This is a genomic window from Shewanella sp. 1180_01 (genome assembly GCF_052850535.1).
This window is the reverse complement of the sequence record NZ_VXCT01000033.1, coordinates 1-13,724: the sequence shown is the minus strand read 5'-3', so window position 1 is coordinate 13,724 and position 13,724 is coordinate 1. Positions and strand designations below refer to the sequence as shown.

At 47.0% G+C, this 13,724-nt stretch carries 10 protein-coding genes and 1 riboswitch; of the genes, 3 read left to right on the top strand and 7 right to left on the bottom strand.

The annotated features are described in order from the left end of the window. Positions 1-182: 182 nt before the first annotated feature. The 6 genes from FW758_RS16080 to FW758_RS16055 all read right to left on the bottom strand — a co-directional run bounded on the left by FW758_RS16080 (position 183) and on the right by FW758_RS16055 (position 7,261). Positions 183-824, bottom strand: a complete 642-nt coding sequence (locus tag FW758_RS16080) for an acyltransferase (RefSeq protein ID WP_446445902.1) — start codon at positions 822-824, stop codon at positions 183-185. After that, complete coding sequence (gene tsaA, locus FW758_RS16075) at positions 825-1,559, bottom strand: tRNA (N6-threonylcarbamoyladenosine(37)-N6)-methyltransferase TrmO (RefSeq protein ID WP_446445901.1); 735 nt, start codon at positions 1,557-1,559, stop codon at positions 825-827. It abuts the gene before it with no gap. Positions 1,560-1,758: 199 nt separating this feature from the next. Continuing rightward, positions 1,759-2,139 (bottom strand): Rcs stress response system protein RcsF, encoded by a 381-nt coding sequence (rcsF, locus tag FW758_RS16070; RefSeq protein WP_446445900.1) that lies wholly within the window; start codon positions 2,137-2,139, stop codon positions 1,759-1,761. Between the two features lie 78 nt (positions 2,140-2,217). Then, positions 2,218-3,564, bottom strand: a complete 1,347-nt coding sequence (locus FW758_RS16065) for an amidohydrolase (RefSeq protein ID WP_446445899.1) — start codon at positions 3,562-3,564, stop codon at positions 2,218-2,220. Next, positions 3,564-6,653: an amidohydrolase family protein gene (locus tag FW758_RS16060; RefSeq protein ID WP_446445898.1), complete on the bottom strand. Its 3,090-nt coding sequence runs from the start codon at positions 6,651-6,653 to the stop codon at positions 3,564-3,566. The genes FW758_RS16065 and FW758_RS16060 overlap by 1 nt, the downstream gene beginning before the upstream one ends. Positions 6,654-6,868: 215 nt before the next feature. Beyond that, complete coding sequence (locus FW758_RS16055; protein ID WP_006082339.1) at positions 6,869-7,261, bottom strand: H-NS histone family protein; 393 nt, start codon at positions 7,259-7,261, stop codon at positions 6,869-6,871. A 310-nt stretch (positions 7,262-7,571) separates the two neighbouring features. On the opposite strand from FW758_RS16055, the gene FW758_RS16050 reads away from it, so the two are divergent. The 3 genes from FW758_RS16050 to FW758_RS16040 all read left to right on the top strand — a co-directional run bounded on the left by FW758_RS16050 (position 7,572) and on the right by FW758_RS16040 (position 11,188). Continuing rightward, positions 7,572-8,321 (top strand): electron transfer flavoprotein subunit beta/FixA family protein, encoded by a 750-nt coding sequence (locus FW758_RS16050; RefSeq protein WP_006082338.1) that lies wholly within the window; start codon positions 7,572-7,574, stop codon positions 8,319-8,321. After that, positions 8,322-9,248 carry an electron transfer flavoprotein subunit alpha/FixB family protein gene (locus FW758_RS16045; RefSeq protein ID WP_446445897.1) on the top strand — a complete coding sequence of 309 codons (927 nt, stop codon included), beginning with the start codon at positions 8,322-8,324 and terminating at the stop codon, positions 9,246-9,248. A gap of 95 nt (positions 9,249-9,343) precedes the next feature. Beyond that, positions 9,344-9,540, top strand: a riboswitch (Lysine riboswitch). Positions 9,541-9,619: 79 nt separating this feature from the next. Further along, complete coding sequence (locus FW758_RS16040; protein ID WP_071939629.1) at positions 9,620-11,188, top strand: Na+/H+ antiporter NhaC family protein; 1,569 nt, start codon at positions 9,620-9,622, stop codon at positions 11,186-11,188. A 185-nt stretch (positions 11,189-11,373) separates the two neighbouring features. On the opposite strand, the gene FW758_RS16035 is transcribed toward FW758_RS16040, so the two are convergent. Further along, a complete protein-coding gene (locus FW758_RS16035) occupies positions 11,374-13,524 on the bottom strand; it encodes a M3 family metallopeptidase (RefSeq protein ID WP_446445896.1) in 2,151 nt (716 codons plus the stop codon). Positions 13,525-13,724 lie beyond the last annotated feature (200 nt).

Genomic DNA, 13,724 nt, shown 5'->3' with positions numbered 1-13,724 from the left:
TGAGTTGAATGGTCGCCATTTTATCACCTGCTTTGATGATGTCACCTACGTATTTAGGTTAAATTCAACTAGCTGGGAGATTAATAGCATTTTTTGATGTTGGATAACGGATAACGGATAACGGATAACGCAAGGAAGAGCGCTATGCTGTTAGATGCTAGTATCAAGATTATCCTTACTGCTTACTTATCCCGCCTATCGCCAATCACTTTGGCGGGGTTGCCTGCCACTATCGCCCAGTCGGGCACATCTTTCGTCACTATACTGCCCATACCCACCACAGCGTGATCGCCAATGGTCACACCATCGACTATGCCTGCTTGAGCGCCAATCCACACATCTTTACCAATAACAATGCCTTTGGAGTTGGCAGCTTGTTGATAAATGGGCGTATCTGGCGCCATGCCATGGTTGAAGGCATAAATAGTGACATTATTAGCGATGCGAGTCTGGCTGCCAATCTGAATACCGACTCTGCCGCCATCGAAGGAGCAACCATGATTAATTGCCACTTCGTCCCCTAGCGTGATTGGGCCGTGTAAAAAACAGTCGGCGGCGATCATGCAGCGATTACCCATGCGGATATCACGATTGGGTTCGGCGAATAACTGCGCTTCGGGTGCAATAAAACAGTGCTCGCCGATGTTGACCGTTTCGAGGGCACAGAGCTTTGCTTGGATCTCATCCTGCCAAGGTTTTGCCCAGACTAAATGTTTCTCTTTTAAAGAAAAATACAGCCACGGCATCCAAGAGAGACGCTTTTTATGCTGGCTTTGATAATCAGGCAAAGATGCCGACTCTGATCTAGGCGTTGGCGTAGACATTTAGCCACATTTCCCCGGTTTGAGTTCTAATACTAAGATGTATTCTTGGTCATTATCATCGACCGCCATTTGCCAGAACACATCTAAATCATAGAGGGCGACTTGATATAACTTAGGATCGTCTTTGGCTTTTTTATAGGCGGGGCGCGGATCTTGCCCCAAGACTCCGCGGATAAGCACGGCTAAATCTGTGTAGGTTTCCTGCTGGGCGTAACGTTCAATCTGTGCCTTGGCATTGTCGGAATACACCACTGAAATCAGTTTAGGGGCGTCTTGAGCAATGCCGCCGACAGCATCGGTAATCGAATCAGAGAAAGGAATGTAAGGCTTAATATCGATAATCGGCGTGCCATCGACCAGATCCATACCGGAAATTTCGAGGCACACTTTGCCCTTGCGTTGTACTACGCCGTGCAGTTTTACTACTGACTGGCCTATACCATTAGGGCGAAAAGTGGAGCGAGTGGCGAATACGCCGAGTTTTTCATTGCCGCCTAATCGCGGCGGCCGCACTGTGGTTTTCCAACCTTGGGCAAGATTCTCATGGAAGCAAAATAGCAACCAGAGATGGGAATATTGCTCTATGCCACGCACCGCATCGATATGATTTACATGGGGTTCAAGTTCGACATAGCCGCGGGCCTCAACGAGTCCGGGTTGTCTTGGAATGCCAAACTTTTGTTTATAGGGCGTGCGGCATGTCGCTACTGCGATAATTTGGTTGGTAAATGTCATGCAAAAAACTACCTAAAAAGATAAATATAACAACCGCCTAAGTTCATCATTCTAAACTCATCATTAAGGCCCATCTTTGAGCGCTAATTATGTAGCGTTAGCCATGAAGCGTTGGTCATGAAACATTAGCCATTAAGCGGTTGATACGGGCAATCTCAGATCATCGAATAGCGAGCAGTTTGTTTGCTCAGCGTGGGACTTACTCTGCGGTAGCCGTTTTAACTGCTTGGCCGACGCACAGGGCGCGGCTGATACAACCTGGGGCGGCTTCATCTAACATCACACATTGTTTGATGATAATGCCGTTAGCGCCTTTATCTGCGGCGTTACGGCGGGCTTCGGTTCTGGCATCGGCTAATGACGCAGGTACGCTGTTGACATCGGCCTGACAGGATTCCCCTTGGACCAAACCTTTTAATTCGTAATGACCTTTTGGCAAGGTATCGCCTTCATAAAGGGTGACATCGGATGCCTTGAAATAGTCATTGATCGCCTCACCGTCCAAATTACTGTTAAAACTGTAGTCGCTTGCACAGGCACTGAGTAGGAGCACTAATGCACTTGAGAGGATAATTTTCATGGTTTGACCTGAGATTGAGGGGAAAACTGCGCAGCCTTGGTAGGCTGCGCCGATGCGATATTATTATCTGAGTAAATTCTACCGCTTAAGGTACTTTTGATAAAGCTGCTGATGGCGATTATTCAGATCTATCTGCCGTCCTTCAATCCAGATAGCCTCTATCTTATTGGTCATAGGGTCGAGAATGTCCCCCTCGGACAGTACAACACTGCCTTGGTATCCCACGGCAATCGCCCCTAACTCCTCGACACCTAACAGTTTTGTTGCATCTAAGGTGATGGACTTAAGCGCTTGCTCAGGCGTTAAACCATAGGCGGCGCTATAACCTGCCGCATAGGGTAAGTTACGGCTATTCCAGTCCGATGAGAACCCAAGGGCGAAGGGAATTCCTGCATTAGCGAGCAAGGAGGGGATTTTAAAGGGTAAATCCACTGGCTCATCTTTACGCTTAGGCAGACTCAAGGTATGAGGATAAATGACCCCCGCCTTAACTTCCCTCAGGCTTGAGGCCAAACGCCATGCATCGTATCCGCCGACAATCACCAATTTGAATTGGTATTTTTTCGTCAAGGCAATCACTTGCTCAATTTGGCCAACACTGTCGGCATGGGCAAACAGTGTCGCTTTACCTTGGTATAGCGGCAACATGGCCTGCCAGCGAAGGTTGTTGGTCGCGGACTGTGGATCTTCATCCTTGGTTTTATCTTTGCCCTTGGCTTTATCACTTAAGAAATAGCGATAGCCATCCTCAAAGGCGATATTGAGCTTGTCGATCGCCAGCTGATTTTTCTCGATGGCCTTGGCTTTCTCTTTTTCATCTTCAGGCATGCGTTTGATTTGCGGCCAGTAGACATGGAACTGCCCAGCACTGGGGGTCAGCGCATCCTCAATCGTCCACGCATCAAGATTCACCAGTACCGATTGCCCAGCAATACCATCGCCGCTCGGGACGATTTGTGCGTGGGTAATGCCGTTGAAACGTATGGTCGGGATGAGCTCAGAATCTGGATTGTAAGCCGTGGCTGTGCTGATCTGCGGATTGATATAACCCACCTCGGCGTTATCAACCGTGGGGCGGCTCATTTCAATTTCGACCAAACCTAAGCTGGTGTCTAGGGCGATTAAGCCCGGATACAAGTGTTTACCGCTGGCATCGACGACTTGAGTGTCATTGGTTTCTGCGGTTGCACTGTTGATTTGGTTGGTGAGTTGAGGCCCAACGGCCGTGATCTTGCCATTTTCAATCAAGACATCAGTGTTGCTGAGCACGCCTTGACTGACTGTGTGCACAGTGGCGTTTTTTATCAGTACGCTGCGGCTTTGTTTAGGAGTCGGCACGATATCGTTGGCCATAACTGGGGCCAGCGTGGTGCAAATCACGCCCAGTAGCGCCGCAAACAAAACGGGTTTAGATAAATGTTGCATTATTTAGCTCCCTCATGAGTGTGGCCCCATGCTTGATAGTGGGTGTCGCAGTGCCACTGTGGCTCGTTTAGTGGCGTGACTTTTTCACCCGCTTTGGCTTGATCATCACTGCTGAGAATTTTTTGGATCAGTGCGGCGCGCTCGTTGACTACGGCGAGCTGGGCGGCTTGGTCTTGGTCGCGGTCAAAGTAGCGTTTTCCTTCAACCCATGCCTGTGTCACTTTGGCGTAAATCGACAGAGGCTCTGCGTTCCACAGCACGATATCGGCCATTTCCCCAGGGGTGAGTGAACCCACAAATTCATCGACTCTTAATTGCTTGGCCGGATTAATAGTGACCATGTTCCAAGCATCTTCCTTCGACATATTGCAATACATCATAGACTTAGCCGCTTCTTGGTTGAGTCTGCGCTGCATTTCATAGTCGTCTGAGTTTATGCTGGTGGTCACGCCTTTGTTTTGCATCAAACACGCATTTTGTGGAATTGCGTCGTACACCTCAAACTTATAGGCCCACCAATCGGCAAAGGTCGAAGCGCCAGCGCCATGGGCGGCCAGTTCACTCGCCACTTTGTAACCTTCGAGCACATGGGTAAAGGTTTGCACTTTAAAGTGATAAGCCTCGGCTAAGCGGATAAACATCAGGATTTCTGACTGCACATAGGAATGAATGTGCACATCACGCTGCTGATTTAATACTTCGGCCACTGCTTGCAGACGGTAACTTGGGCGCGGTGCAACGGTTTTTTTCTTATCGCTGGAGCGCAGGTCATCATAGGCTTTTAACGCATTTTCATAGGCGATGGCGGCATCGAAGGTCTCTTCAAATAACGCTTTGACTCCCATACGCGTTTGCGGGAAGCGTTGTACAAATTTCTCTCCCCAGTTGCTCTGCTTAACGTTTTCACCAAGCGCGAACTTGATACTGGCGGGCGCGTTAGCAAATTTAAGTTGCTCGGCCGTTTCGCCCCATTTCATTTTGATCAGTTGCGATTGGCCGCCAATAGGATTGGCGCTGCCGTGCAGAATTTGTGCGCTGGTGACGCCGCCCGCTAAGGCGCGATAGAGTGAAATATCGTCGGGATTAATCACATCACCAATCCGTACCTCAGAGGTTACGGCATCCGTGCCTTCGTTGGTGCCACCATTAATGGCGATATGCGAGTGTTCATCAATAATGCCCGCAGTAAGATGCTTACCCGTTGCATCTAGGACTTGATAACCAGAAGGCGTACTGAGTTGCTGGCCAATTTTTTCGATGCGGCCATTGGCCATCAAGAGATCTGCATGTTCGAGAATGCCTTGCTTATCCGAGGTCCACAGGGTGGCATTTTTTATGTGCAGCTTCTCAACCTTAGGCGCTTCGCTCAGTCCGTAAGCGACGTTAGGGTAGGTGAGGTGACTCACTAGACTCGTGTTGGCTTTATCCTTGGGCGTTTGATTGTCTTCTTGAGTGGCATTATCAACCGCTGCAGTTTGCGCTATCGCAATACCGGCAACATTTGTGGTGCGACTCTTAGCATCGACCATACGGCCTTGAATACCGTCATCGGCCATCCACAGCGTAAAGCGGCTAAGACCATTGATGCCTGCGGCGCTCAAATCGGCAGTAAAGCTTAATCGACCGTCGTCATCTAATTTAAGTTGGGTGAGCGCGATACTTTGCTCGCCACTGCTTAAGCTGCCTTGGATTTTGGGTTTATCACCTTTGCTCGCATCTTGCAGCGATAAATCCAGCGTGAGATTATTGAGGCTTAATTGGTAATCCCCCAGTAATCTTGCTTGGGGCAGTGAGCGAAGACTTTGCTCCTGACCTTGCAACCAAACACTGTAGATCTGACCTTCTTTAAAAATATTGCCCTTAGTAACTACAAAGTCTGCCATGTAACCGGGTGCGAGTTTGCCGGTAAAATCGGCGGTGCCTGTCATCTCGGCGGCTTGGGTGGTCAGTGCAGCTAAGGCTTGCTCTTCACTCAAACCTTGAGTAATGGCTTGGCGCAGGCGCGGCCAAAAAGCATCGGTCTTAATACCAAACTGTGTTAGCGCGAAAGGAATACCTGCTTTGGCAACTTCTGCTGGATTGGTTGGCGCACGTTCCCACTGTCTTAAATCCGCCAGTGACACTTCGCGATCGGCATCATCTGTTCCAACATCAGGCGCTTGCGGATAGTTTAAAGGCAAGATTAACGGGTAGTTCAGCGCCTTTAACTCATTGATGCGCGAGTATTCTTGACCATTACCGAGCAGGTTGGCTGGCAGTTTATGTTCTTTGAGTAAATGGGCGGCGCGCAATTGATCGTTGAGATTTTTGGTTTCAAAGATAATTTGCTTATCGGTTAAATTATCTAAGCGCTCAAAGGCGATATTAAATTCGACTTGATTGTTTATTGCGCCATTGGCCGATTTGTTTTTATTTTGGTTATACCAATTGGCGTCGGCAAAGGTTTGTCTAATAAGCGCAATACTGCCCATTAATGATGACGGATAATCTTGTTCAGATGAGCCTTTATCAAATGCCATAAAAGGTTGACTACGGGCGCGATAAATCACTTCGTTGGCGGTTTTGTCTGCTAATGACAGACTGACAGCCGTCCCTCGGAAGATTCCGTCGAGTTTGCTACTTTGCACACTCGTAAAGCCATTATTGATCCACTCTTTCGCGCGTTCTTTATTGGGATAAACGTAATTAAACCATTCTTTTTCAGAATGAATTGCGCCATTGTCTGCATTGCCGCCGATACGTTTAATATCGTAGACAGGACGAGTGAGCCCAAGTTTTGGATATTCGAACTCAATCCCATAATCGGTGAAAGGATCGATAAATCCAGGGTAAATAGTATAACCACTCAAATCGATTTTAAATGCGCCAGCTGGAATGTCACCGTGCTCAATAATGGCTTTAATTCGATTATTTTCAACCAATAAAGTGGCATCGCTTAAACGCTTACCCGGCGCAATCATTAATTCAGCATGGGTAAAAGCCGTGAGTTTATTTGAGGTTGTCCCTGTATTGATTTGGGCATATGTGGTCTGTGAGACTAAGCTAGCGATCATGCTGCAGCTTATAATTATCTTATTGTTTATCTGCATTATTTTATTCAATCGAGTGAGGGTGAATAAAGAGTAACTGAAAGCAGATGTAAATACTAAGGTTGAATTGTAACGCAATTTGAGTGGGAATGAGGCGTGAGATTTACGCTTGTCGTTTTAGATTGCAGCCAATAATGGATATAAAAAAGCCCGCAATGAATGCGAGCTTTTATGCAAATGGGTGTTGGTTACTCGAGCCGCCACACCGAATTGGATTAGATTAAGAAATCTTCCATAGAACGACCTTTGTTGATCTCGTTCTTAAATACGGTTGGCATACGGCCTTGGCCAGTCCACTGAACCATTTCACCGTCAACTTCGATTTGGTATTTAGCTGGACGAGGAGCGCGTTTCTTCGCGGTTGCTTTAACAGCTACGCCACCTAAGTCATCAATTGATAAACCAACGGCTTCCATTTGTTGACGGATTTCTTCAATCTTAGCATTACGAGCTGCCATGGCTTGTTCTTCTTCCTCAGCCATAGACTCGCGTTCTACTAAAATTTTATCTAATTTGTCGGCTAAATCACGTAACTCTTCAACGCTAAGTTCTTTAACTGCTGCTTTAAAACGACGGCCGTGAGTTAATATCTCTAAAAATTCGCTCATATCTATTTTCGTCCCACTCTAATTTTTAATACAGGATAATGGTGAACAACACCTAAATGATAGAAACTAATATAGCTCGAATCAAATAAAATTATGCGTTTTAAGTAAATTAAATATTATTTATATTTTGAACTTTTCTTATTTACTCAAATAAGTGTCCAAAAAAGTAGCCGTTGCGCGGATTAAAAAATGCAAACAGGCGTTTGACTTTGGTTGACGTTAACGTTAACAGGACGTAAAGTTGCTCTATCCTGCATTGGTATTAACCAATGTTTTGTCCATGTACATGAAAGTGTAGGAAGGAAACCCTATGAAAGTATTGGTGCCCGTTAAGCGCGTTGTTGATGCCAATGTGAAGGTCAGGGTCAAAGCTGACAATACAAGTGTTGACACTGCAAACCTAAAAATGGCGTTGAACCCTTTTTGTGAAATCGCAGTAGAAGAAGCGGTTCGTTTAAAAGAAGCGGGTAGCGCTACTGAAGTGGTTGTTGTCAGTATTGGTAACAAAGCCGTGCAAGAACAATTACGTACCGCGCTAGCATTAGGCGCAGACCGTGCGATTCATATCGATACTGAAGAAGAACTCGTGCCAGTATCTATCGCCAAATTGCTCAAAGCGGTACAAGACAAAGAACAAGCTGAACTGGTGATTTTTGGTAAGCAATCTATCGATGGCGATAACAATCAAACCGGCCAAATGTTCGCAGCGCTGATGGATATGCCACAGGCGACCTTTGCTTCTGAAATCAAATTGGAAGGTCAATCTGTGCAAGTCGCTCGCGAAGTTGACGGTGGTATGCAAACCTTACTTATGCCGCTACCTGCAGTCGTGACTGCCGATCTACGTTTGAACGAACCTCGTTATGCTTCACTGCCTAACATTATGAAAGCTAAGCGTAAGCCATTAGAAGTTTTTACCGTGGCCGACTTAGGCGTGACGTTAAAAAGTCACCAAACGGTTGTGAAGGTCACTCCGCCAGCAGAACGTAAAGCAGGCATCATGGTAGCGTCGGTAGCTGAGCTAGTTGAAAAGTTAAAAAATGAAGCGAAGGTGATCTAAATGGCCATTTTAGTATTAGCTGAACATGATAATGCCGCACTGAAACTCGATACGGCAAAAATCGTCACTGCCGCCCGCGCCATTGGCGATGAAGTGCACGTATTGGTTGCGGGTCACCAATGTGGCGCGGTTGTCCAAGCTGCACAAGCGCTACAAGGCGTTAGCCAAGTGCTTGTTGCCGATGCCAGCGTGTATGAAGCGCATTTAGCGGAAAATTTTGCCAAATTGCTGGTGGACTTAGCGCCAAACTATGGCCACATTCTGGCTTCTGCTTCGAGCTTAGGTAAGGACACGCTTCCGCGTGTGGCAGCATTATTAGATGTTGCGCAAATCTCTGAAGTCATTACCGTCGTCAGTGCGGACACTTTTGTGCGCCCTGTGTATGCGGGTAACGCCTTAGCGACAGTGCAAAGCCATGATGCCATCAAAGTGATGACAGTACGCGCCAGTGCTTTTGATGCTGCGCCAGAAGGTAACTGCGCGGCTGTGACGACACTCGATAAAGTGTTTGAAGCGAGAACTCAGTTTGTTTCTCAATCCTTGACGGTATCAGCCCGTCCAGAATTAGGTAATGCTGGCATTATCGTTTCTGGCGGCCGTGGTATGGGCAGTGGTGAAAACTTCGGCATGTTAGAGCAACTTGCGGACAAGCTCGGTGCTGCGGTTGGCGCATCACGCGCGGCAGTTGATGCAGGCTTTGTGCCTAACGATTTACAAGTCGGTCAAACCGGTAAAATCGTTGCGCCTAACTTGTATATTGCCGTAGGGATTTCTGGCGCGATTCAACATTTAGCGGGCATGAAAGACGCGAAAGTCATCGTTGCTATCAACAAAGACGCGGAAGCGCCTATTTTCCAAGTTGCCGATTATGGCTTAGTTGCCGATTTATTTGAGGCGGTTCCTGAGCTGATCACAAGTCTCGGTTGATTTAAACTGTGATCCAGGTCACATTAAGTGGCTTTGCGCTAGCATCTGCTAAGCCGCTTATGTTTTTATGTGCCTCACGCCCGCGTACGGGCGTTCTTAGAAGTAGAGGCGCGCCAAATATTAGTAGTGATCAGTAGGGTGATTCCGTTGATCGATTGCGAAAGGATTTGGTGCCGAAGTGGTTCGATTTATCACGATCAACTGCTGGGGTTGTACCTAATAGGTGCAACACTGCCATAGTATTTTCCGATACGGATATTGGAAATAGTTACTATGGAGCGCTACTGATAGGACAGGTGACCTTGGGTATCTATTGCCTTTCCCCACCAGTTCAGTCGCCCTCCATTCGTATTTAACGAAGATAATAATCAATGACTGTTATGAATTATGCCGATTCGGCACTTTCCTTGCTGCCGCCTGCGGTGGCTATTGTGTTGGCGATTTTAACTCGCCGTGTACTGCTTTCTTTGGGGTTAGGTATTTTAATTGGTGCTTTATTGCTCAATCAATTTTCACCTGTAGCGACGGGTGAATTTGTATTTAATGGCGTTAAAGGACTTTTTTGGACGGGCGAAGGCCTTAATTCGTGGAACTTATATATTCTCGGTTTCTTAATTGTACTGGGAATGATCACAGCGTTAATTACTGTCAGTGGCAGTGCGCGGGCTTTTGCCGATTGGGCTCGTTTACATATACGTAATAAACGTGACGCTAAATTATTAACCATGTTTTTAGGGTGTGTGGTTTTTATTGACGACTATTTCAATAGCTTAGTCGTAGGTTCGGTCGCTAGGCCTGTTACCGATCGTTATTATATTTCCCGTGCTAAGTTAGCTTATTTATTAGATTCGACTGCGGCACCTGTGTGCGTTATTTCACCAGTATCAAGTTGGGGCGCGTATATTATTGCACTTATTGGTGGAATATTAACGGCCCATGGTTTTGCTGATACGGGCCATTTGAGTATTTTTATTCAAATGATCCCAATGAACTTCTACGCAATCTTCTCTTTGTTATTATTACTTTTCGTTGTCTTTATGGGATTAGATGTTGGGCCAATGCGCGAGCATGAACTCAATGCCCAACGTGGTAATTTATACGATGAGTCAAAGGGATTACCGCCTGGAGCCAATGCGGATTTACCTGAGGCCGAAACCGGTAAGATCTTAGGTTTATTCCTGCCGATTACAGTATTGGTATTTGCGACCCTGTATTTTATGATCAACAGTGGCGCTCAAGTACTTGCCACTGAAGGGATTGAATTTAATATTATTTCAGCGTTTGAGAAAACCGATGTCAGTTCATCCCTTTTCTTTGGTGCATTAATCGGTTTAGCGATTTCGTTGATATTGAATTTAGTCCAAGGCGTTGAGAAATCAATGATAGTCAAAGGCATAGTGCAGGGCGCTCGCTCTATGCTGCCAGCGATTTATATCCTGTTATTTGCTTGGACTATCGCAGGCGTGATTGGCCAGCTCGAAACCGGCAAGTTTATGGCGAGTCTCGCGACGGGCAATATTCCGTTCGCCTTTTTGCCAGCCCTAATGTTTGTGTTAGCGGGTATTACTGCGTTCTCAACCGGTACTAGCTGGGGCACGTTCGGTATCATGTTGCCGATTGCTGCGGATATGGCGATGGGAAGTCACACTGGTATGATGCTACCTATGCTTGCTTCTGTGCTGGCGGGCGCGGTATTTGGCGATCACTGTTCACCGATTTCCGATACCACGATTTTGTCGTCTACGGGCGCGAGTTGTCACCATATCGACCATGTGGTCACTCAGCTACCGTATGCATTGATTGCGGCGTTTATTAGCTTAACGGGTTATGTCGTACTTGGATTTACTGAGTCAGTTGTCGCAGGTTTAGTGGCCTGTAGTGTGGTGTTTGTGGTTAGTATCATAGTGCTTAAAATCAAATCTAAAGGCGCAATTAGCTAAACGTTAATTGAAACCTTGCACGGCAAAGATTCACTACGAATAAGTCAAAATAAATCAGCCAGCATTATGCTGGCTGATTTATTTGGTTAATGTTCTATCTCTATCTCTATCTCTATCTTTAACCTAATCGCATTAAGGCTATCAACACTGAATTTAAAGTGCCTGTTGCTTAGTTTTTTTGTAGCTTAAAGTGTTTGGTCTAGCCCGCGGCGTTTAAGTAATCCTTGTGTGGTTGGCTCTTGTCCGCGGAAGTTTTTGTAGGCTTCCATTGGCGCTATGCTATTGCCCACTTCACGAATGGTTTTGCGGTACTTCATGCCGATTTCACGATTGAGCCCGCCTTGGGTTTGAACATAGGCAAAGGCATCCGCCGCTAAAATCTCACTCCACATATACGCGTAATAACTTGCCGAGTAACCGCCGGGGAAGGCATGGGCAAAATAGGTCGACTTATAACGCGGCGGTACGGCGCTGATATTTAAGCCGTGCTTTCTCAGGGCATTGGCTTCAAAGGTGGCCACATCTTGCAGTGGTGCATCTGGGCTTAATGAATGCCACTCCATATCCACTAATGCGGCGGCCATGTATTCCAGTGTGTCAAATCCTTGGTTAAAGCTGCCAGATTTCAGCAGTTTTTGCAGCAATTCGTCGGGAATGGGTTTACCAGTTTCATAGTGTTTCGCGTAGTTGGCTAGCACTTTGGGATGGGCCGCCCAATCCTCTTCGAAGGTTGATGGGAACTCGACAAAGTCCCGTGAAACCGAAGTGCCCGCCAGACTTGGATATGTCACTTTGGAGAACATGCCGTGGGTGCCGTGGCCCATTTCATGGAACATAGTAGTGACTTCGTTATAGCTGACGAATGTGGGTTCACCCTCTGGCGCTTTCTTGATGTTCATCACGTTGACGACCACAGGTTTAGTCCCTTCGAGGAAGGATTGACCGACGAACGAACTCATCCAAGCGCCGCCGCGTTTGCCTTCACGGGCAAAATAGTCGGCGTAGAAAATGGCCATGCTTGAGCCATCGGCATCAAACATTTCGTAGGCTTTCACATCGGGATGGTAAACCGGTAAATCTGGGCGAGGTTTTAGGGTGACGCCATAGAGTTCTTTGAGGGTGTAGAACACGCCATCTTCGAGGACGCGGTTAAACTCAAAGTATGGGCGAATGCTATTACCATCAAGGGCATATTTTTCTTGGCGGACTTTCTCGGCGTAGAATTCCCAGTCCCATGGCGCCAGTTCAAATTTGCCGCCAGTCTTGTCGATCATGGCTTGAATATCGGCCGCTTCTTTCTCTGTATTTGCGACTACGGCTGGCACCATAGAGCCAAACATGCTGTAAACCGCTTCTGGTGTTTTGGCCATTTGCGGCGCTAGGCGATAACTGGCCCAGTTTTCATAACCTAATAGCGCGGCACGCTCGGCACGTAATTGCGCTAAACGAGACACTAAAGATGCGGTTTCGTTTTCACCCGTTAAGCCACGGTTAGCAGAGGCTTCCCAAATACGTTGGCGCAGTTCACGGTTTTCCAGTGACGCCAATACGGGCTGACGAGTGGTGTTGGTGATGTTGATCAGATACTTGCCATCGTGACCCGCCGCTTTAGCATCGTTTGCGGCTGAAGTGATGTCGCTGTCAGTTAATCCTGCAAGTTCATTCTTTGACTCCACGACCACGGCGATTTCTTTAGTTAAGCGCAGTAAACGCTGGGAAAACTCATTGGTCAGTGTCGATTGTTCTTCATTTAATGCGCGGATCTTCACTTTCTGCTCATCAGTCAGCTTAGCGCCCGCCATGATAAAGCGTTGATGATAGACCTCAACCAAACGCACGGCTTCTGGGGTTAAACCTAGGTTGGTGCGATCGTTATAAATGGCTTCGATGCGGGCAAATAGCGCTGGGTTTAAGTTGATATTGTCCGAGTGGGCCGCCATTTTGGGCGCCATTTCACCTTGGATTTTACGCAGTTCTGGATTGCTGTTAGAACCCGCTAAATTATAAAACACACTCGATGCGCGGCTGAGCAGGGCGCCACTTTTTTCCATCGCGACAATAGTATTATCGAAACTGGCCGCGGCGGGATTATTCGCAATCGCGAGGATTTCTTGATAGTGCTCGGCCATGCCTTGCTCTAGTGCAGGTGTAAAGTGCTCATTCTTGATGATACTAAAGTCGGGCGCTTGATATTGCAGGCTACTGACTTGAAACAAGGGGTTTTGGACTTGTACCGACATGGCGTTAGGGGCTTTGCTTTCTGTGTTGCTACAACCTGCCATAAATCCGGCGGTGAGCGTGGCGCCGATGGCGATGGCAATAAAACGTTTACGCATAATTGAGTGACTTCCTTTGAATTGTTGTTTTTTTAGGACTGTAACGTTAGTAACTTAAATGTGACTGAAAATGGCTTGTTATGGGGCTGTATCTAAATAAAAAGGAGTCCCGTGTTGATGAGACTCCTTTGGCGATTTCCTTGCAGGGAAAATCGGTACCGCTTTTTACTGACTATTTAATCATGCGATGATGAAATGAC

Excerpts from the sequence above, each read along its gene's own strand:
- FW758_RS16045 (WP_446445897.1), top strand. The coding sequence starts at position 8,322 with ATGGCCATTTTAGTATTAGCTGAACATGATAATGCCGCACTGAAACTC.
- rcsF (WP_446445900.1), bottom strand. The coding sequence starts at position 2,139 with ATGAAAATTATCCTCTCAAGTGCATTAGTGCTCCTACTCAGTGCCTGT.
- tsaA (WP_446445901.1), bottom strand. The coding sequence starts at position 1,559 with ATGACATTTACCAACCAAATTATCGCAGTAGCGACATGCCGCACGCCC.
- FW758_RS16050 (WP_006082338.1), top strand. The coding sequence starts at position 7,572 with ATGAAAGTATTGGTGCCCGTTAAGCGCGTTGTTGATGCCAATGTGAAG.
- FW758_RS16060 (WP_446445898.1), bottom strand. The coding sequence starts at position 6,653 with ATGCAGATAAACAATAAGATAATTATAAGCTGCAGCATGATCGCTAGC.
- FW758_RS16080 (WP_446445902.1), bottom strand. The coding sequence starts at position 824 with ATGTCTACGCCAACGCCTAGATCAGAGTCGGCATCTTTGCCTGATTAT.
- FW758_RS16040 (WP_071939629.1), top strand. The coding sequence starts at position 9,620 with ATGACTGTTATGAATTATGCCGATTCGGCACTTTCCTTGCTGCCGCCT.
- FW758_RS16055 (WP_006082339.1), bottom strand. The coding sequence starts at position 7,261 with ATGAGCGAATTTTTAGAGATATTAACTCACGGCCGTCGTTTTAAAGCA.
- FW758_RS16065 (WP_446445899.1), bottom strand. The coding sequence starts at position 3,564 with ATGCAACATTTATCTAAACCCGTTTTGTTTGCGGCGCTACTGGGCGTG.
- FW758_RS16035 (WP_446445896.1), bottom strand. The coding sequence starts at position 13,524 with ATGCGTAAACGTTTTATTGCCATCGCCATCGGCGCCACGCTCACCGCC.